General features: G+C 54.7%; 21 protein-coding genes and 1 pseudogene. 15 read left to right on the plus strand and 7 right to left on the minus strand.

Translation table 11 applies throughout. The features are described from left to right. Positions 1 to 82 precede the first annotated feature (82 nt). Both yjfN and bsmA read right to left on the minus strand, forming a co-directional pair. Positions 83 to 358: a DUF1471 family protease activator YjfN gene (yjfN, locus tag O1724_RS02565; protein WP_003856009.1), complete on the minus strand. Its 276-nt coding sequence runs from the start codon at positions 356 to 358 to the stop codon at positions 83 to 85. Between the two features lie 148 nt (positions 359 to 506). After that, positions 507 to 836: a biofilm peroxide resistance protein BsmA gene (gene bsmA / locus O1724_RS02570; RefSeq protein ID WP_003856011.1), complete on the minus strand. Its 330-nt coding sequence runs from the start codon at positions 834 to 836 to the stop codon at positions 507 to 509. A 137-nt stretch (positions 837 to 973) separates the two neighbouring features. On the opposite strand from bsmA, the gene yjfP reads away from it, so the two are divergent. Further along, the gene (yjfP, locus tag O1724_RS02575; RefSeq protein WP_058648493.1) at positions 974 to 1,696 is read left to right on the plus strand and encodes an esterase; all 723 of its coding nucleotides are present in this window, start codon (positions 974 to 976) and stop codon (positions 1,694 to 1,696) included. On the opposite strand, the gene ulaR is transcribed toward yjfP, so the two are convergent. Then, positions 1,693 to 2,448, minus strand: coding sequence for an HTH-type transcriptional regulator UlaR (gene ulaR, locus O1724_RS02580; RefSeq protein ID WP_003856014.1), 756 nt, complete (start codon positions 2,446 to 2,448; stop codon positions 1,693 to 1,695). The genes yjfP and ulaR overlap by 4 nt on opposite strands. Positions 2,449 to 2,558: 110 nt before the next feature. Beyond that, positions 2,559 to 3,623, minus strand: a complete 1,065-nt coding sequence (gene ulaG, locus O1724_RS02585; protein ID WP_126297127.1) for an L-ascorbate 6-phosphate lactonase — start codon at positions 3,621 to 3,623, stop codon at positions 2,559 to 2,561. A 359-nt stretch (positions 3,624 to 3,982) separates the two neighbouring features. Between ulaG and ulaA the strand changes: the two are divergent. The 6 genes and pseudogenes from ulaA to O1724_RS02615 all read left to right on the plus strand — a co-directional run bounded on the left by ulaA (position 3,983) and on the right by O1724_RS02615 (position 8,390). After that, a pseudogene (gene ulaA, locus O1724_RS02590) lies at positions 3,983 to 5,383 on the plus strand (PTS ascorbate transporter subunit IIC). A 12-nt stretch (positions 5,384 to 5,395) separates the two neighbouring features. Further along, positions 5,396 to 5,701 carry a PTS ascorbate transporter subunit IIB gene (gene ulaB, locus O1724_RS02595; protein ID WP_003856022.1) on the plus strand — a complete coding sequence of 102 codons (306 nt, stop codon included), beginning with the start codon at positions 5,396 to 5,398 and terminating at the stop codon, positions 5,699 to 5,701. Between the two features lie 9 nt (positions 5,702 to 5,710). After that, positions 5,711 to 6,178: a PTS ascorbate transporter subunit IIA gene (gene ulaC, locus O1724_RS02600; protein ID WP_003856024.1), complete on the plus strand. Its 468-nt coding sequence runs from the start codon at positions 5,711 to 5,713 to the stop codon at positions 6,176 to 6,178. A 12-nt stretch (positions 6,179 to 6,190) separates the two neighbouring features. Further along, positions 6,191 to 6,841: a 3-keto-L-gulonate-6-phosphate decarboxylase UlaD gene (ulaD, locus tag O1724_RS02605; protein ID WP_003856025.1), complete on the plus strand. Its 651-nt coding sequence runs from the start codon at positions 6,191 to 6,193 to the stop codon at positions 6,839 to 6,841. Between the two features lie 9 nt (positions 6,842 to 6,850). Continuing rightward, entirely contained in the window at positions 6,851 to 7,711 is an 861-nt protein-coding gene (locus O1724_RS02610; protein ID WP_003856027.1) for an L-ribulose-5-phosphate 3-epimerase, read from the plus strand. Further along, positions 7,704 to 8,390 (plus strand): L-ribulose-5-phosphate 4-epimerase, encoded by a 687-nt coding sequence (locus O1724_RS02615; protein ID WP_126297126.1) that lies wholly within the window; start codon positions 7,704 to 7,706, stop codon positions 8,388 to 8,390. The genes O1724_RS02610 and O1724_RS02615 overlap by 8 nt, the downstream gene beginning before the upstream one ends. Positions 8,391 to 8,524: 134 nt before the next feature. Here the strand turns inward: O1724_RS02615 and yjfY are convergent, their stop codons facing one another. Continuing rightward, complete coding sequence (gene yjfY / locus O1724_RS02620; protein ID WP_017383944.1) at positions 8,525 to 8,800, minus strand: DUF1471 family protein YjfY; 276 nt, start codon at positions 8,798 to 8,800, stop codon at positions 8,525 to 8,527. 340 nt (positions 8,801 to 9,140) lie between these two features. Here yjfY and rpsF point away from each other — a divergent pair, with 340 nt between their 5' ends. From rpsF to O1724_RS02645, 5 genes are all read left to right on the plus strand, one after another. Beyond that, positions 9,141 to 9,536, plus strand: coding sequence for a 30S ribosomal protein S6 (rpsF, locus tag O1724_RS02625; protein WP_003856034.1), 396 nt, complete (start codon positions 9,141 to 9,143; stop codon positions 9,534 to 9,536). Between the two features lie 6 nt (positions 9,537 to 9,542). Next, positions 9,543 to 9,857, plus strand: coding sequence for a primosomal replication protein N (priB, locus tag O1724_RS02630; protein WP_003856035.1), 315 nt, complete (start codon positions 9,543 to 9,545; stop codon positions 9,855 to 9,857). A gap of 4 nt (positions 9,858 to 9,861) precedes the next feature. Beyond that, complete coding sequence (gene rpsR, locus O1724_RS02635; RefSeq protein ID WP_000135199.1) at positions 9,862 to 10,089, plus strand: 30S ribosomal protein S18; 228 nt, start codon at positions 9,862 to 9,864, stop codon at positions 10,087 to 10,089. Between the two features lie 41 nt (positions 10,090 to 10,130). Continuing rightward, complete coding sequence (gene rplI / locus O1724_RS02640) at positions 10,131 to 10,580, plus strand: 50S ribosomal protein L9 (RefSeq protein WP_003856039.1); 450 nt, start codon at positions 10,131 to 10,133, stop codon at positions 10,578 to 10,580. A 152-nt stretch (positions 10,581 to 10,732) separates the two neighbouring features. After that, positions 10,733 to 11,662 (plus strand): DMT family transporter, encoded by a 930-nt coding sequence (locus tag O1724_RS02645; protein WP_017383942.1) that lies wholly within the window; start codon positions 10,733 to 10,735, stop codon positions 11,660 to 11,662. A gap of 46 nt (positions 11,663 to 11,708) precedes the next feature. On the opposite strand, the gene O1724_RS02650 is transcribed toward O1724_RS02645, so the two are convergent. Beyond that, positions 11,709 to 12,347 (minus strand): OapA family protein, encoded by a 639-nt coding sequence (locus O1724_RS02650; protein WP_045330822.1) that lies wholly within the window; start codon positions 12,345 to 12,347, stop codon positions 11,709 to 11,711. Positions 12,348 to 12,578: 231 nt separating this feature from the next. Here O1724_RS02650 and bamJ point away from each other — a divergent pair, with 231 nt between their 5' ends. Together bamJ and cycA are read left to right on the plus strand one after the other, a co-directional pair. Further along, on the plus strand, positions 12,579 to 13,199 hold the full coding sequence (bamJ, locus tag O1724_RS02655; RefSeq protein WP_008502892.1) for a BamJ family beta-barrel-assembly machinery protein: 621 nt from the start codon (positions 12,579 to 12,581) through the stop codon (positions 13,197 to 13,199). Between the two features lie 314 nt (positions 13,200 to 13,513). Further along, positions 13,514 to 14,923, plus strand: a complete 1,410-nt coding sequence (gene cycA / locus O1724_RS02660; protein WP_003856045.1) for a D-serine/D-alanine/glycine transporter — start codon at positions 13,514 to 13,516, stop codon at positions 14,921 to 14,923. Positions 14,924 to 15,009: 86 nt separating this feature from the next. On the opposite strand, the gene ytfE is transcribed toward cycA, so the two are convergent. Next, the gene (gene ytfE / locus O1724_RS02665; RefSeq protein ID WP_003856046.1) at positions 15,010 to 15,672 is read right to left on the minus strand and encodes an iron-sulfur cluster repair protein YtfE; all 663 of its coding nucleotides are present in this window, start codon (positions 15,670 to 15,672) and stop codon (positions 15,010 to 15,012) included. Positions 15,673 to 15,917: 245 nt separating this feature from the next. On the opposite strand from ytfE, the gene O1724_RS02670 reads away from it, so the two are divergent. Then, positions 15,918 to 17,567, plus strand: coding sequence for a methyl-accepting chemotaxis protein (locus tag O1724_RS02670; protein WP_003856047.1), 1,650 nt, complete (start codon positions 15,918 to 15,920; stop codon positions 17,565 to 17,567). Positions 17,568 to 17,611 lie beyond the last annotated feature (44 nt).

Raw genomic sequence — 17,611 nt, forward strand, 5'->3', positions numbered from 1 at the left:
TGTTTTCGTTAGGTTTTGAGAGAGATAAAAAATTTGCAAAAGTGAAAAGCCACTAAAATTAAGTGGCTTTTATCGGAAGGGACTAGGCATAAAGAATGGCCTGCACACGCCAGTGATTAACATGGTGATCTTCCTGCATCTGGACGATGCGATACCAGGATGCGCCCTGTTCATCGGCCTTCAGAGCGACGACACGTTCAACGTCTTGCGGACTCCCCGTGATATTATTGACGGAGATCTGACCAATCTCGTTCAGGCCCGTGACGCAATCCGCGCTGGCAAATTCGGCCGACTGCGCCGTGGTGCTCAGCAGGCCCGCTGAAAGCAATAGCGTCGTTAAAGCAAGGGTTCGTTTCATCGTCAGCTCCTTTTCACGTGTCTCCGGTATCCGCCGGGCAATCCTTCGCGAATAAACTCATTTCCATTGTTGCTGGCATGGAGTTTATTGTGGACAGGAAAATGTCTACGGACGCAAAGCAGTGTAAAAGTCGTTCAAATGATGATGCTTACTTACGGTACAAAATGCCCTGGGCGTACCACTGTCCCGTAATAATGGTTTCATCAATCATCGTGATGACGTAATAATCTGCTTTTGCGGCAACGGCCTGCGCTTCAATTGCGTCTTCTGCATCATCCGGGGAACCACGAACCATCGCGGATACGGTACCCAGGCGTTGTAATCCTTCCGTCTGATTACGACGAATTTCCTGAGGATGATCGGTAACCGGCGGCGCCGGTTCTGGCGTACCCTGCAATACGGAACATCCGCTGAGCAGCGAGACCAGCAATAAAGCGGTAAGCCTGCGCATAAACCTGTCTCTTTTCCTGATAGCCATAGTGTAGTTGTCTGCGAATTTAGTTTTGGGGGAATGTTCCCGAAGTGTTATCTGGGACGTAGATTTCGAATGAAAATATCGTGAAACCGTAATCCAGCTCTCAACATTATGAATCATTCATCAGCACAGGATCGACAATGATTGAAATTGAAACTCGCCAGCTGAGTGAGCATGAAATCATCCATGCTTTTCCGGCTGGTAAAGGTGAACAGCCGCTGCCGACGGTAGTTTTCTATCATGGCTTTCTCTCCTCGAAGCTGGTCTACAGCTATTTTGCCGTCGCGCTGGCGCAGGCCGGTTTCCGGGTGGTCATGCCTGATGCGCCGAATCATGGGGCACGCTTTACGGGCGATGAGCAGGCGCGGCTGGGGCTGTTCTGGCAAACGCTGCACGGCAATCTGACCGAGTTCGCCGGGCTGCGTGACGCGCTCTTGCAGGCCGGGCTGGTGGAGGGGAAACGGCTGGCGGTCGCAGGCGCATCAATGGGCGGAATGACGGCGCTGGGGATCATGGCCAGGCATCCGGAGGTGACGTCCGTGGCTTGCCTGATGGGATCGGGCTACTTTACGTCGCTGGCAAAGACGCTATTCCCGCCGCAGGCCCCTCAGGAGATTGAGACCCTGTTGTCTGAATGGGACGTCAGCCATGCGCTTTCGCAGCTGGCCGATCGTCCGCTGCTGCTGTGGCATGGGGATGCCGACGACGTCGTACCGCCCGGTGAAACGTTCCGCCTGCAACAGGCGCTACAGCGCGAAGGGCTGGACAGTAATCTGATCTGCCTGTGGGGAGCGGGTGTCCGGCACCGTATTACCCCGGCCGCGCTGGAAGCCACCGTGGCGTTTTTCCGCCAGCACCTTTAAACGCGCAGCACCGTGACACCCTGATCCTCCAGCTTGCTGAGGATCTCGGGGTTGGCGTTTTTGCCGGTGATCACCATGCTGATTTGCTCGGCGCGGCTGAAAAGCATGCCGGCGCGTTCACCGACCTTGCTGCTGTCGACCAGCACCACCAGCTTGCCCACCACGTTAAGCATGTTCTGCTCTGCCATTGCGGTGAGCATATCGGTTTTATACAGGCCATCCGCCGTCAGACCTTTGCCGCTGGTAAACATCCAGTGCCCGGCGTAGAGGCTGTTTTCACTGTCCTGCGGGCTCAGGGTGATGGACTGGCTCTTGTTATACTGGCCGCCCATGATCACCACGCTTTCATGTTCCTGGTCAATGAGATAATTGGCCAGCGGCAGATAGTTGGTAATGATTTGCACCGGCTTGCCGCACATTTCACGGCCCAGCAGAAACGCCGTCGAACCGCAGTTGATCACCACGCTCTCCCCGGGATTCACGAGCTGTGACGCCGCTCTGGCAATCCGCACCTTTTCATCGTGATTCTGCGCCTGGTGGATGTTCATCGGCGTCCAGCGTGGACGCTGCTGGCTGATGGCCTCTGCGCCATTGCGGACTTTTTTCAGCTTGCCGCTCTCATCCAGCTTGTTGATATCCCGTCGCGCGGTAGCGGGGGAGATCCCTAAACGTTCGATCACTTTCTCGACGGTGATAAACCCTGTTTGCGCCAGGAGTTCCAGTAAAATTTGATGCCGTTGCGCTTCCGTCATGAGCTATTCCGATAAGAATTGATTTGAAAAGATGATATTTGAAATAGCGTGAAATTACTAAAATAAAAATGACATCGCCAGACGCAGGGTCTGGCGATTGGGCCTCGGTATCAGAGGAAGGACTTGAACGGCAGATCGGGTTCAATCGTAAAGCAATCATCGAAACCACGCGGGTAGTGATACTCAAGATTGTCTTTATCCAGCGGCCAGGTGAACTTGCCGCCAACCTGCCAGATGAACGGCTTGAAGCCATACTTGAGGCGGTCTTTTTTCATCTCCCACAGGACGCGGATCTCTTGCGGATCGGCCTGGAAGTTTGACCAGATATCATGGTGGAACGGGATCACCACTTTGGTGTTCAGCGCTTCGGCCATACGCAGCATATCCGCGCTGGTCATTTTGTCGGTGATCCCGCGCGGGTTTTCACCGTAAGAGCCAAGCGCCACGTCAATCTGGTGCTCGTTACCGTGCTTCGCGTAGTAGTTGGAGTAGTGGGAGTCACCGCTGTGATACAGGGAACCGCCAGGCGTTTTGAACAGATAGTTCACCGCGCGCTCATCCATCCCGTCTGGCAGTACGCCAGCGGCTTTCTGATCGGCAGGCAGGGTGATCAGCGCTGTGCGGTCAAAGGCATCCAGCGCGTGAATCGCAATGTCTTTGATTTTCACCACGTCGCCCGGCTTCATCACGATGCAGCGCTCTTTTGGCACGCCCCAGCCAATCCACAAATCCACGCAGGTCTGCGGCCCGATAAACGGTACGTCGTCCGCGCAGTTTTGCATTACCGCTGCCGCCACGTTCACGTCGATATGATCGTTATGATCGTGGGTAGAGAGAACGGCGTCGATCTGGCGAATGGCAAAAGGATCAAGCACAAAAGGCGTGGTGCGCAGGTTCGGCTGGAGCTTTTCAACGCCGGCCATACGCTGCATCTGGTGGCCTTTTTTCATCAGTGGATTGCCGTGGCTCTGTTTGCCGGTGCCGCACCAGAAATCAACGCAAATGTTGGCGCCGCCTTCTGATTTCAGCCAGATCCCGGTGCAGCCCAGCCACCACATCGCAAATGTGCCAGGAGCAACCTGTTCCTGCTCGATCTCTTCGTTCAGCCAGCTACCCCACTCCGGAAAGGTACTCAGAATCCATGATTCACGGGTGATGGTTTTCACTTTACTCATCGTTTGACTCCTGGTTTTAATCAAAAGTAATCACACTGTGACTTGTTGTGATTAATGCTGGCACTGTTTAAATCGATTTGCAATGGCTTATTTACGGAAAATTCCCCTCGCTACATCACAGAAAAAACATCATGACGTTGATAAGATAACCGCTATAAATGATTAATGTACTGAAAATTAAGAGTTTATTTATTGGAATGGTTCGGTAGTGAAAATCATTACTAACGCCATGGAAATAAATTGCGTGATCCGTCACAAATAATCAAATGCAATCTTGTGATGATTATTTGTGATTAATAGAGTGATGACACCAACCACACAGGGATTGCCCCTCGTGTTCTCATTTTCTGGAGAGAGTTATGGAGATCCTCTACAACGTCTTTACCGTTTTCTTTAATCAGGTAATGACCAACGCCCCGCTGTTGCTGGGTATCGTGACGTGCCTGGGGTACATCCTGCTGCGCAAAAGCGTCAGCGTGATTATCAAAGGCACCATCAAAACCATCATTGGTTTTATGCTGTTGCAGGCGGGGTCTGGCATTCTGACCAGCACGTTTAAGCCGGTTGTTGCCAAAATGTCAGAGGTGTACGGCATTAACGGCGCCATCTCTGACACTTACGCGTCCATGATGGCCACCATCGATCGCATGGGAGATGCATACAGCTGGGTTGGGTATGCGGTACTGCTCGCGCTGGCGCTGAACATCATTTACGTGCTCCTGCGCCGTATCACCGGTATTCGCACCATCATGCTCACCGGGCACATCATGTTCCAGCAGGCGGGTCTGATTGCCGTTTCTCTCTATATCTTCGGCTACCCAATGTGGACAACGGTCATCTGCACGGCAGTGCTGGTCTCACTTTACTGGGGCATCACCTCCAACATGATGTATAAGCCAACGCAGGACGTTACGGACGGCTGCGGTTTCTCCATCGGTCACCAGCAGCAGTTCGCCTCCTGGATTGCTTAAAAAGTCGCGCCGTACCTGGGCAAAAAAGAGGAGAGTGTTGAAGATCTCAAATTGCCTGGCTGGCTGAATATCTTCCACGACAACATCGTCTCCACGGCAATTGTGATGACCATCTTCTTCGGCGCCATCCTGCTCTCCTTTGGCATTGACGTGGTGCAGGCGATGGCGGGTAAAACCCACTGGACGGTCTATATCCTGCAAACCGGTTTCTCCTTCGCTGTTGCTATTTTCATCATCACCCAGGGCGTGCGTATGTTCGTCGCCGAACTGTCGGAAGCGTTTAACGGCATCTCCCAGCGCCTGATCCCTGGCGCGGTGCTGGCGATTGACTGTGCGGCTATCTATAGCTTTGCGCCAAACGCCGTTGTCTGGGGCTTTATGTGGGGCACCATCGGCCAGCTGATTGCGGTCGGCATTCTGGTGGGCTGTGGCTCCTCAATCCTGATTATTCCTGGCTTTATCCCGATGTTCTTCTCCAACGCCACTATCGGCGTGTTTGCTAACCACTTCGGCGGATGGCGCGCAGCGCTCAAGATCTGCCTGGTGATGGGCATGGTTGAAATCTTCGGGTGCGTGTGGGCGGTCAAGCTCACCGGCATGAGCGCCTGGATGGGCATGGCGGACTGGTCAATTCTGGCGCCGCCGATGATGCAGGGCTTTGCGTCCGTCGGGCTGGTCTTTATGGCCGTCATCATCCTGATTGCCCTGGCTTATATGTTCTTCGCTGGCCGTTCGCTGCGGGCTGAAGAAGATGCGGAAAAACAAACAGCAGAAGTGTCTGCTCATTAAGGAGTTTCGATTATGACCGTACGTATCCTGGCTGTGTGTGGCAATGGGCAAGGTAGCTCCATGATCATGAAGATGAAAGTGGACCAGTTTTTAACCCAGTCAAACATTGACCACACGGTGAACAGCTGCGCAGTGGGTGAATACAAAAGTGAACTGAACGGCGCGGACATCATCATCGCCTCAACGCACATTGCCGGCGAGATTAGCGTGTCGGGCAACAAATACGTGGTAGGCGTACGCAACATGCTGTCGCCTGCGGATTTCGGACCAAAGCTGCTGGAAGTGATCAAAGAACACTTCCCACAAGACGTGAAGTAAGGATGCCACATGAAACTACGTGATTCGCTGGCAGAGAATAACTCCATCCTTTTACAGGCCGAAGCCAGCACCTGGCAAGAAGCGGTGAAGCTGAGCGTGGATCTGCTGGTTAAGGCTGACGTTGTCGAGCCGCGTTACTACCAGGCGATTCTGGATGGCGTGGCGCAGCATGGCCCTTACTTTGTGATTGCGCCAGGCCTGGCGATGCCGCATGGCCGCCCGGAAGAGGGCGTCAAGAAAACCGGCTTCGCGCTGGTGACGTTGAAAACGCCGCTGGTGTTTAACCACGAAGATAACGACCCGGTCGACATCCTTATCACTATGGCGGCTGTCGATGCCAATACCCACCAGGAGGTGGGCATCATGCAGATCGTCAATCTGTTTGATGATGAAGCTAATTTTGACCGTTTACGCGCCTGCCGTACCGCGCAGGACGTGCTGGATTTAATTGATAACGCCACTGCGGCGGCCGTTTAAGAGGAATTGAAAATGTCATTACCAATGTTGCAGGTCGCGCTGGATAACCAGACTCTGTCTCACGCTTACGAAACCACCCGTCTGATTGCGGAAGAAGTGGACATCATCGAAGTCGGCACCATTCTGTGCGTGGGCGAAGGCGTTCGTGCGGTTCGTGACCTGAAGGCGCTCTATCCGCATAAAATCGTGCTGGCGGATGCCAAAATCGCCGATGCGGGCAAAATTCTCTCTCGCATGTGCTTTGAAGCCAACGCCGACTGGGTCACCGTGATCTGCTGTGCGGATATCAACACTGCGAAAGGCGCGCTGGACGTGGCGAAGGAGTTCAATGGCGACGTGCAGATTGAACTGACCGGTTTCTGGACCTGGGAGCAGGCGCAGGAGTGGCGCGAAGCAGGTATCCAGCAGGTGGTTTATCACCGCAGCCGTGATGCGCAGGCCGCAGGCGTGGCGTGGGGTGAAGCCGATATCAGCGCGATCAAACGTCTGGCCGATATGGGCTTCAAAGTGACCGTAACCGGTGGCCTGGCGCTGGAGGATCTGCCGCTGTTCAAGGGGATTCCAATTCACGTCTTTATTGCCGGTCGTAGCATTCGCGATGCGGAATCTCCGGTGGAAGCTGCGCGTCAGTTTAAACGCTCAATCGCTCAGCTTTGGGGTTAAGGAGCGGGTATGTTGTCAAAACAGGTCCCGCTTGGCATCTATGAAAAGGCACTCCCTGCGGGGGAGTGCTGGCTGGAGCGGTTACAGCTGGCGAAGCAGCTGGGTTTCGATTTTGTCGAAATGTCGCTGGATGAGACGGACGAGCGTCTTGCTCGCCTGGACTGGAGCCGCGACCAGCGTCTGGCGCTGGTGAGCGCCATTGCCGAAACCGGCGTGCGCGTGCCATCCATGTGCCTGAGCGCTCATCGTCGTTTTCCGCTTGGCAGCGAAGATGATGCCGTACGCGCCGAAGGGCTGGAGATCATGCGTAAAGCTATTCGCTTCGCACAGGATGTCGGCATCCGCGTGATCCAACTGGCGGGTTATGATGTTTACTATCAGGAAGCCAATGATGAAACGCGCCGTCGTTTCCGTGACGGCCTGAAAGAGAGCGTTGAGATGGCAAGCCGTGCGCAGGTGACGCTGGCGATGGAGATCATGGATTATCCGTTGATGAACTCCATCAGCAAGGCGCTGGGCTACGCGCACTATCTGAATAACCCGTGGTTCCAGCTTTATCCGGATATCGGCAACCTGTCGGCATGGGATAACGACGTACAGATGGAGCTTCAGGCGGGCATCGGGCATATCGTGGCGGTGCACGTTAAAGATACCCGTCCCGGCGTGTTTAAAAACGTACCGTTCGGCACCGGGGTGGTGGATTTCGAACGGTGCTTCCAAACGCTCAAACAGACAGGTTATTGCGGGCCTTACCTGATTGAGATGTGGAGCGAAACCGCGGACGATCCGGCGGCAGAAGTGGCGAAAGCCCGGGACTGGGTGTGCGAGCGCATGGCGCGGGCAGGACTGATGGAGGCGGAACATGCTTAAGCTGAAACAGAAGGTCTTTGAAGCCAATATGGATCTCCCGCGCTATGGACTGGTGACGTTTACGTGGGGCAACGTAAGCGCCATCGATCGCGAGCAGGGGCTGGTGGTGATTAAGCCGAGCGGCGTGGCCTATGACGCCATGAAAGCGGACGATATGGTGGTGGTTGACCTGGAAGGACTGGTCGTTGAAGGCAAATGGCGTCCTTCTTCTGATACGGCAACCCATCTGGCGCTGTACCAGCGTTACCCGTCCTTGGGGGGGATTGTACATACCCATTCCACGCACGCCACCGCCTGGGCACAGGCCGGGCTGGCGATCCCTGCTTTGGGTACAACGCACGCGGACTACTTCTTCGGTGATATTCCCTGCACGCGGGCGTTAACGCAGACTGAGGTCGAAGGCGAGTACGAACTTAACACCGGCAGGGTCATTATCGAAACGCTGGGTGAGACGGAACCACTGCATACGCCGGGTATTGTGGTGTACCAGCATGGTCCATTCTCCTGGGGTAAAGATGCGCATGACGCCGTGCATAACGCGGTGGTGATGGAAGAGGTGGCCAGAATGGCGTGGATTGCGCGCGGCATTAACCCACAGCTTCAGGGCATTGATGATTATCTGATGAACAAGCATTTCATGCGTAAGCACGGCCCGAATGCTTATTACGGGCAGAAGTGAATAAGTGCTCTGGAATACCGAAACAGTTGTAACCGGTGGTATTCCGGAGCCATTCATAAAAAAGCCCCCGGGCAGGGGGCAAATTATATATGGCTTTGATTTTCTTTGGCTTTCCTGGTGCTAGCGATAAAGCGTTACTGGTAAATATCTGCACTGGCGTGCATATTACCGTTGCTGCCGGGCTCACGTGTCAGCATGACGTGATAGTATTTTGCGCCCTGCGCATCGGTTTCTTCATTAAGCGCCTGATCTGCTTCACTTTCAGTGGCGAAGTTATGATTGATGTAAATAACGCCTAAGCTCTGCACATCATCCATGTTTCTGGCCTGTTGGCTGTCTATTCTGATGGCTGCCATCGCGTTTGCACTGAGCAAAAGCGCAGCCAAAATGGCGATTGCGATTCTTTTCATGATATGCGCTCCACGACTGCGTGCTGTGATACGGGGGAATGCTCTCCTTCTCTGTTCAGGGTTTCTGATTAAAGTGTAATCGCTACCCGGGTTGGGATGGGTGACCATTTCTGATGATGTTGTTCAAAAAAACAGCGCTTCTGATGAGTGCGATTTTAAATCACCCACTTAGAACAGCTTTACCCTTTGTGCGAATTATTTGTGCAATCAGCTTGAGTTTCCTGGGGGGCGCAAGTATTATGACGCGTCAATTTTTCAGCCGACCTTTAACACGTTCCTTGCCTCCCCGGGCCTCGGCTGACCCAGACAGGAGGCTGAATAATCCGTAAGGAGCAATTCGATGCGTCATTACGAAATCGTTTTTATGGTCCACCCTGACCAGAGCGAACAGGTTCCGGGCATGATCGAGCGTTACTCTGCTGCCATCACTGGTGCAGAAGGCACGATCCACCGTCTGGAAGACTGGGGCCGCCGTCAGCTGGCTTACCCGATCAACAAACTGCACAAAGCACACTACGTTCTGATGAACGTTGAAGCTCCGCAGGAAGTGATCGATGAGCTGGAAACTACCTTCCGCTTCAACGATGCCGTTATCCGCAGCATGGTTATGCGTACCAAACACGCAGTGACCGAAGCATCTCCGATGGTTAAAGCGAAAGACGAGCGCCGTGAGCGTCGCGATGATTTCGCAAACGAAACCGCAGATGATTCTGATGCTGGGGATTCTGAAGAGTAATTTCTGATGACCAACCGTCTGGTGTTGTCCGGCACCGTGTGCAGGACCCCCCTTCGAAAGGTCAGCCCATCAGGAATTCCGCATTGCCAGTTCGTGCTTGAGCATCGTTCTGTGCAAGAGGAAGCCGGGTTTCACCGGCAGGCGTGGTGCCAAATGCCCGTAATTATTAGCGGACACGAAAACCAGGCCATTACTCACAGTTTAACGGTCGGTAGCGCAGTAATCGTTCAGGGGTTCATTTCTTGCCACAAGGCAAAGAACGGCCTGAGCAAAATGGTTCTGCATGCCGAGCAGATTGATTTGATAGATTCTGGAGACTAGCCATATGGCACGTTATTTCCGTCGTCGCAAGTTCTGCCGTTTCACCGCGGAAGGCGTTCAAGAGATCGACTATAAAGATATCGCAACGCTGAAAAACTACATCACCGAAAGCGGTAAGATTGTCCCAAGCCGTATCACCGGTACTCGTGCAAAATATCAGCGTCAGCTGGCTCGCGCTATCAAACGCGCTCGCTACCTGTCTCTGCTGCCGTACACTGATCGTCATCAGTAATCGGGCACGGTCCATTAATACGACTTTAAGAGGATAAGGTAATGCAAGTTATTCTGCTTGATAAAGTAGCAAACCTGGGCAGCCTGGGTGATCAGGTAAACGTTAAAGCGGGTTACGCTCGTAACTTCCTGGTTCCACAGGGTAAAGCTGTTCCAGCTACTAAGAAAAACGTAGAGTTTTTCGAAGCACGTCGTGCTGAACTGGAAGCCAAACTGGCTGACGTTCTGGCGGCTGCTAACGCTCGCGCTGAAGCAATCAACGCACTGGGCACCGTTACCATCGCGTCCAAAGCTGGCGACGAAGGTAAACTGTTCGGTTCCATCGGTACCCGCGATATCGCTGATGCAGTTACTGCGGCAGGCGTTAAAGTGGCTAAGAGCGAAGTTCGTCTGCCGAACGGCGTTCTGCGTACCACTGGTGAGCACGAAGTTGACTTCCAGGTTCACAGCGAAGTGTTCGCTAAACTGGTTGTTAACGTAGTAGCTGAGTAATTTTTTACTCTGCTCGCGTCGAAGCGCCGGCCTTGTGCCGGCGTTTTGCTTTTTAGCGTGACCCTGCGTCATCTTTTGCTCTTGTAAGGTCGCTATTCCTGACTCATTCTCTGATAATAAATTGAAACGCAATTTTATTTATGAGATTTGTCATGGATACTGCTCTGCCCACGCCCGTCTTTGCCCGTCGAAATGTGGCCTATGCCTGCGCCACGCTCTGCTGTCTGCTTTGGGGAAGCTCGTACCCGGCCATTAAAAGTGGCTACGAACTCTTTCAGATCGCGACCGATGATATCCCCTCCAAAGTCGTCTTTGCCGGATACCGTTTTCTGTTTGCCGGCGCGTTGCTGCTGCTTTTTGCCCTGGCCCAGCGAAAACCGATTGGCAGGCTCACGCCCACGCAGTTTGGCCAGCTCACGATCCTCGGACTGACCCAGACCTCCCTCCAGTACACCTTCTTTTATATCGGCCTGGCCTACACGACCGGGGTGAACGGCTCCATCATGAATGCCACCGGGACCTTCTTCAGCGTGCTGCTGGCGCACTTTATCTACCACAACGACAAACTCAGCTATAACAAAACGCTGGGGTGTGTTCTGGGCTTTGCCGGGGTGATGCTGGTGAACTTCCACAGCGGGTTAAGTGAGTTCCAGTTTGTGTGGAAAGGTGACGGATTTGTGGTGCTGGCCGCCTTTATTCTCTCTGCGGCCACGCTTTACGGGAAACGCATTTCCCAGACCGTTGACCCGACGGTGATGACGGGATGGCAGCTGGGGATAGGCGGGGCGGCACTGGTTGCGGGAGGCTATGCCACGGGCGGGACGCTGGAGGTGCACAGCATGAAAGCCGTCGCCGTGCTGGGGTATCTGACGCTGCTCTCATCCGTGGCGTTCGCCCTGTGGAGCGCGCTGCTGAAAGTAAACCGCGTGAGTATGATTGCCCCGTTCAACTTTGTCATACCTGTAGCAGGGACGGTGCTCTCCGCCATCTTCCTCGGCGAAAACATTCTGGACATCAAATACGCGATTGCGCTGGTGCTGGTCTGCTCGGGGATCTGGTGGGTGAATAAACGGCGTGCCTGAGAACAAAAGTGCCGGGTGGCGGCATCGCCTTACCCGGCCTGGGCCATTAACGTGCTCTGATGAAACTGCCGTCCGGCTGGCGGGTAAACAGTACCTGCTGCCCGTTTCCGGTATCGATCGTTAACCCGGTCACCACGCCGCTGGCGTTCTGACGGATCTGCACCATCTGACCATTTTGCAGGTTGCTGAGCGGCTTGCCTGCCCCCTCGACTTGCGCCATGGCATACACATCCGTTGCTGGCAAATTGTGGTCGCGGAACAGCTGGGCAAGAGTTTTCCCAGGCTCTACGCGATACGAACGCCACTGCTGCTCAATGCCGGTGGGCTGTTGCGCCTGTGGCTCTGAAGGGGCGGCGGCCTGCTCCTGATCTTCCTGAACAGGTTCAGGTTCAACCGGCGCAACCTGGCCCGGATCGTTAGACGGTGTGACCAGCTGCGTCTGCATCGGCTGTGAACCAGGCTGCGGCTGGCTTTGCGACTGGATATCCAGCTCAGCATTCCGGCTGACCGGCGCGGTATCAACGTTGTCACTGCCGGAAGGAAGCAGGAAGCCGATGACGATCAGCAACGCGCCGATGATAATGCCTCTGCGATGCAAAGGCGGCAGCGGGTCCATGATGCGAAAGTTATCCGGCGCATGCCAGATTTTCGCCAGGGTAGGTTTCAGTTCAAATCGCCCGGGCATGGCTCTCCTCCTGCTCCGCGTCTTTTTATCCTGTCCTGAGAAGTGTAGTTTGCTAACTGCCTGATGGGCGTAACAAAGCCAGCTTTCGTGACATATATTAGGGAAAATCCTGACGGCTACTATTGTTTCCGTTTCGTCGCAGTTTGTCACCTTTACTTAAGACAAAGTTTTACCCATAAGGGCATGGCTGATATGCTGCCCGCTACTTTAAATGTGATGGAAGGAAAACCCATGACCACCCCGACTTTTGACACTATCGAAGCGCAGGCAAGCTACGGCATCGGCTTGCAGGTAGGACAGCAGCTGAGCGAATCCGGCCTGGAAGGTCTGTTACCGGAAGCGCTGGTGGCGGGTATCGCTGACGCGCTGGAAGGCAAGCAGCCCGCTGTGCCGGTTGACGTTGTGCACCGTGCGCTGCGTGAAATCCACGAACGTGCTGACGCCGTACGTCGCGCGCGTTTCGAAGAGATGGCGGCAGAAGGCGTGAAATATCTGGAAGAGAACCGTGAGCGTGAAGGCGTGAACAGCACCGAGTCCGGCTTGCAGTTCCGCGTAATCAATCAGGGTGATGGCGCAATCCCGGCGCGTACCGACCACGTTCGCGTACACTACACCGGTAAGCTGATCGACGGTACCGTGTTCGACAGCTCCGTAGCGCGTGGCGAACCGGCTGAGTTCCCGGTCAACGGCGTTATCGCAGGCTGGATCGAAGCCCTGACCCTGATGCCAGTAGGTTCCAAATGGGAACTGACTATCCCGCACAACCTGGCTTACGGCGAGCGTGGCGCTGGCGCGTCCATTCCGCCATTCAGCACCCTGGTGTTTGAAGTCGAGCTGCTGGAAATCCTGTAATCGGTTTTTCTTATTTTCCTCTCTCCGATCGGGGAGAGGAAAATAGCGATAAAACCCGGAGTTACGACGGAATCAACATTTTGTATTGCAAACGAAACTGTTACGTGTATTTTTGTGAGCTGTTTCGCGCTGTATGAGTGATATGACACTCACTTTCAACATATTATTAACATAATATTCAAATCATAGTATTCATCCCGCCGATTCTTACCTACTATCGATTAGTCCTTACACAGGGGCCGTCATTTATTTGGCGTAAATAAAGGCCAGAAGAGCCTTAACAACACAGACAGGCATAAACAGGAAAATATCACATGGTAGATCAGGTCAAAGTCGCCGCCGCAGAAGAGGCGACGTCTGAACAGTCGCTACGGCGAAATCTCACGAACCGTCACATTCAGCTTATTGCCATTGGCGGAGCCATCGGCACAGGGCTGTTTATGGGCTCGGGCAAAACCATCAGTCTTGCCGGCCCGTCGATCATCTTCGTTTATATGATCATCGGTTTTATGCTCTTTTTCGTGATGCGTGCAATGGGTGAATTGCTGCTCTCGAATCTTGAATACAAATCCTTCAGCGACTTCGCGTCAGACCTGCTCGGCCCGTGGGCGGGCTATTTTACCGGCTGGACCTACTGGTTCTGCTGGGTGGTCACCGGCATGGCTGACGTTGTGGCCATCACGGCGTACGCGCAATTCTGGTTCCCAGGGCTATCGGACTGGGTGGCTTCGCTGGCGGTGATTGTCCTGCTGCTGAGCCTGAACCTCGCCACCGTTAAAATGTTCGGTGAGATGGAGTTCTGGTTCGCGATGATCAAAATCGTCGCCATCATCGCGCTGATTGTCGTCGGGCTGGTGATGGTGCTGACGCACTTCCAGTCGCCAACCGGCGTACAGGCGTCGTTTGCCCATCTGTGGAATGACGGCGGCTGGTTCCCGAAAGGGATCAGCGGCTTCTTTGCCGGCTTCCAGATTGCGGTGTTCGCGTTTGTCGGGATTGAGCTGGTCGGTACCACGGCGGCGGAAACCAAAGATCCGGAGAAATCCCTGCCGCGCGCGATCAACTCCATTCCGCTGCGTATCATCATGTTCTACGTGTTCGCGCTGATCGTCATTATGTCCGTGACGCCATGGAGTTCGGTGGTGCCAACCAAGAGCCCGTTCGTCGAGCTGTTCGTGCTGGTGGGACTGCCTGCTGCCGCGAGCCTGATTAACTTCGTGGTGCTGACCTCTGCGGCCTCTTCCGCGAACAGCGGCGTCTTCTCCACCAGCCGTATGCTGTTCGGTCTGGCGCAGGAGGGCGTTGCTCCGAGCGCGTTTGCCAAACTGTCTAAACGCGCGGTACCGGCGAAAGGGCTGACCTTCTCCTGCATCTGTCTGCTGGGCGGTGTGGTGATGCTCTACGTCAACCCGAGCGTAATCGGCGCGTTCACCATGATCACTACGGTGTCGGCGATCCTGTTCATGTTCGTCTGGACCATTATCCTCTGCTCATACCTGGTGTACCGCAAACAGCGTCCACACCTGCATGAGAAGTCGATCTACAAGATGCCGCTGGGCAAGCTGATGTGCTGGGTGTGCATGGCGTTCTTCGTCTTCGTGCTGGTGCTGCTGACGCTGGAAGAAGATACCCGCCAGGCGCTGATCGTCACGCCGCTGTGGTTTATTGCGCTGGGGCTGGGCTGGCTGTTTATCGGTAAGAAACGTATGGCGAGCATGCGTTAAGCATGTTGCCGGGTGGCGCTGACGCTTACCCGGCCTACGTTCGCGGACGTTGTAGGCCCGGTAAGCGCTAGCGCCGCCGGGCTTTTTTATTCCCCCGCTAATGCACGCGGGAACAGAACGTTATTCTCAAGACTGATGTGTTCCATCAGATCGTCGATCATCTCGTTAATGCCGTTGTACATGGCTTTCCAGGTGGTGCACGCCTCTGGCGGCGGTGTGACGTTGTCGGTGGTGTGTTTAATCACTTCCAGCAGTTCGCCGGCGTCATCATGTTCGCTTTCCATCACGCTGATGGGCCCCATGGCCTGGCTGCCCATGCCCTGTTTGATCATCGGGAAGAGGATCTGCTCCTCTTTCATCATGTGGCTGGAAAGTTCTTCGTGCAGCATGGTCAGGTATTTCGCCAGGCCGCGCGGTACGGAAGGTTTATCGGCATGAACGCGTTCAACTTTGGTCGCCTGTAAAATCAGCTCCGGCAGCTGCTCGCGGTGACGATCGTGGTAACGCACAATGATATGGTCGATGATTTCAGCCAGCGGCGCAGTGCGCCAGTCTTTGTCGACGGGCTGTTCAGCCAGCTGAGCCAGCTCCGCTTCGATAGCCTCTACATCCAGCTCTTTACGCGACGCTGCGCGCGCCAGCGTTTGCTTACCACCGCAGCAGTAATCCATATCATATTTACGGAACAGCGCAGAAGCGCGAGGGATGGAGAGCGCCAGCTCGCCTAAGGGTTGGTCGCGGAAGGCCATAGCAGTTACCTCATCATCAGAAATATAAGGTGCATTTTAAATGCATCTTTAAGTGGATACTATAACCCTTTAGAGGCAAGGGTGAAAACGAGAAAGGGATCACAAAAAAAGCATGCTTTTAACTTGCTGATTGAATGCAGAAAAGGGCTTTCGAAAGTTTTTAAAGGTGGAGAAACAGTAAACAACCTGCCGCGCGTGCCGATAGATACAGGTCAGACAATACCTGTATATAAATAAGGCAACGCATGTTTAAACGTATAAAAGTCATTACTCTTTTGATTTCGGTGCTGCTTGTGCTCGGCATCATGCAGCTGATCTCCGCTGGCATTTTCATTAATGCACTCAATAACGATAAAGAGAACTTCACCGTTTCTCAGCTTTCCAGCCAGAACGTCGCGGAGTTTACCGACGCCTGGATCAGCCTGAACCAGGCGCGCGTCACCCTCAACCGCGGCATGCTGCGCCTGCAAAGCAGCATGGCGTCGCAGATTAACGGCGGGCAGCTGAACGAGCTGGTCAATACCGCGAAAAACCTGCTGGCCGATGCCCAGACCCATTACGATAAATACTATGCGCTGCCGGAAACGCCGGGTATGGACGAGCACCTGGCCGATCGCCTGGAAGAGCAGTACCGCGTCTACTCCGCCACGCTGACGCAAATGAACGTTCTGCTGGGGCAGGGCAATCTGGAAGATATGTTCAAACAAAATGCCGAACAGAAGCAGACCGCGATGCAAAAGGTTTATCGCGAGTGGCGTGAGGCGCAGGCCGCGCTGACCGCCAAAGGTATCCAGGACAATGAAAGCGACTACAAACGCATTCTGTGGATCCTTTCTGCGGTGATGCTGCTGGTGATCGCGGTGATTATTTCCAGCTGGATTGCGATGCGCCGCGTGCTGCTGCTGCCGCTGGAAGAGGTGATCAACCATATCCGCGCCATTGCCGCAGGGGATTTAACCCAGCCGATTCAGGCTGAGGGTAAAAATGAAATGGCGATCCTGGCGCGCAACGTTCAGGAGATGCAGACTGCGCTGGCCAACACGGTGGGCGTGGTGCGTGAAGGCGCAGATACCATCTACACTGGCGCGGGTGAAATCTCGGCGGGCAGCAACGATCTCTCCTCCCGTACCGAACAGCAGGCCGCTTCTCTGGAAGAGACGGCAGCGAGCATGGAACAGTTAACCGCTACCGTGAAGCAAAACGCCGATAACGCGCGTCAGGCGTCACGCCTGGCGCTGGACGCCTCCTCCACCGCGAAGAAGGGCGGTAACGTGGTGGAAGGCGTGGTGCGGACGATGGACGAAATCGCCACCAGTTCCAGCAAAATCGCGCAAATTACTAACGTGATCGACGGCATTGCTTTCCAGACCAATATTCTGGCGCTGAACGCGGCGGTAGAAGCGGCGCGCGCGGGCGAGCAGGGACGTGGCTTCGCGGTTGTCGCGGGCGAGGTGCGTACCCTTGCCCAGCGCAGTGCGCAGGCGGCGAAAGAGATCAAAGCGCTGATCGATGATTCCGGCGAGCGTGTTAACGCGGGCTCTCAGCTGGTGAATGAGGCGGGCGCGACGATGGCGGAGATCGTCAATGCGGTTACGCGCGTGACGGACATCATGGGTGAGATTGCGTCGGCCTCCGACGAACAGAGCCGCGGTATCGACCAGGTGGGTCAGGCGGTGGCGGAGATGGATCGCGTCACCCAGCAGAATGCCTCGCTGGTGGAAGAGTCTGCGGCGGCGGCGGCGGCGCTGGAAGATCAGGCTGCACGCCTGAACGACGCGGTGGCAGTGTTTAAGATCACCCGCAATCAGGCGGTGAAAGCCGCGCCGGTAAAGACCTATGCACCTAAAGCGCAGCCCGTCGCGGCGGCGTCTGAAGCGAACTGGGAAACGTTCTGATACTGTGCCGGGTGGCGCTGACGCTTACCCGGCCTACGGTTTTG

This window comes from Enterobacter cloacae complex sp. HYC074_NIDB (genome assembly GCF_056673345.1).

Coding starts and splice junctions, on each gene's coding strand:
- rpsF (WP_003856034.1), top strand. CDS start 9,141: ATGCGTCATTACGAAATCGTTTTTATGGTCCACCCTGACCAGAGCGAA.
- ulaB (WP_003856022.1), top strand. CDS start 5,396: ATGACCGTACGTATCCTGGCTGTGTGTGGCAATGGGCAAGGTAGCTCC.
- bsmA (WP_003856011.1), bottom strand. CDS start 836: ATGGCTATCAGGAAAAGAGACAGGTTTATGCGCAGGCTTACCGCTTTA.
- ytfE (WP_003856046.1), bottom strand. CDS start 15,672: ATGGCCTTCCGCGACCAACCCTTAGGCGAGCTGGCGCTCTCCATCCCT.
- ulaC (WP_003856024.1), top strand. CDS start 5,711: ATGAAACTACGTGATTCGCTGGCAGAGAATAACTCCATCCTTTTACAG.
- O1724_RS02615 (WP_126297126.1), top strand. CDS start 7,704: ATGCTTAAGCTGAAACAGAAGGTCTTTGAAGCCAATATGGATCTCCCG.
- O1724_RS02650 (WP_045330822.1), bottom strand. CDS start 12,347: ATGCCCGGGCGATTTGAACTGAAACCTACCCTGGCGAAAATCTGGCAT.
- rpsR (WP_000135199.1), top strand. CDS start 9,862: ATGGCACGTTATTTCCGTCGTCGCAAGTTCTGCCGTTTCACCGCGGAA.
- cycA (WP_003856045.1), top strand. CDS start 13,514: ATGGTAGATCAGGTCAAAGTCGCCGCCGCAGAAGAGGCGACGTCTGAA.
- O1724_RS02645 (WP_017383942.1), top strand. CDS start 10,733: ATGGATACTGCTCTGCCCACGCCCGTCTTTGCCCGTCGAAATGTGGCC.
- ulaR (WP_003856014.1), bottom strand. CDS start 2,448: ATGACGGAAGCGCAACGGCATCAAATTTTACTGGAACTCCTGGCGCAA.
- ulaG (WP_126297127.1), bottom strand. CDS start 3,623: ATGAGTAAAGTGAAAACCATCACCCGTGAATCATGGATTCTGAGTACC.
- O1724_RS02670 (WP_003856047.1), top strand. CDS start 15,918: ATGTTTAAACGTATAAAAGTCATTACTCTTTTGATTTCGGTGCTGCTT.
- yjfY (WP_017383944.1), bottom strand. CDS start 8,800: ATGAAAAGAATCGCAATCGCCATTTTGGCTGCGCTTTTGCTCAGTGCA.
- bamJ (WP_008502892.1), top strand. CDS start 12,579: ATGACCACCCCGACTTTTGACACTATCGAAGCGCAGGCAAGCTACGGC.
- priB (WP_003856035.1), top strand. CDS start 9,543: ATGACCAACCGTCTGGTGTTGTCCGGCACCGTGTGCAGGACCCCCCTT.
- yjfP (WP_058648493.1), top strand. CDS start 974: ATGATTGAAATTGAAACTCGCCAGCTGAGTGAGCATGAAATCATCCAT.
- rplI (WP_003856039.1), top strand. CDS start 10,131: ATGCAAGTTATTCTGCTTGATAAAGTAGCAAACCTGGGCAGCCTGGGT.
- ulaD (WP_003856025.1), top strand. CDS start 6,191: ATGTCATTACCAATGTTGCAGGTCGCGCTGGATAACCAGACTCTGTCT.
- yjfN (WP_003856009.1), bottom strand. CDS start 358: ATGAAACGAACCCTTGCTTTAACGACGCTATTGCTTTCAGCGGGCCTG.
- O1724_RS02610 (WP_003856027.1), top strand. CDS start 6,851: ATGTTGTCAAAACAGGTCCCGCTTGGCATCTATGAAAAGGCACTCCCT.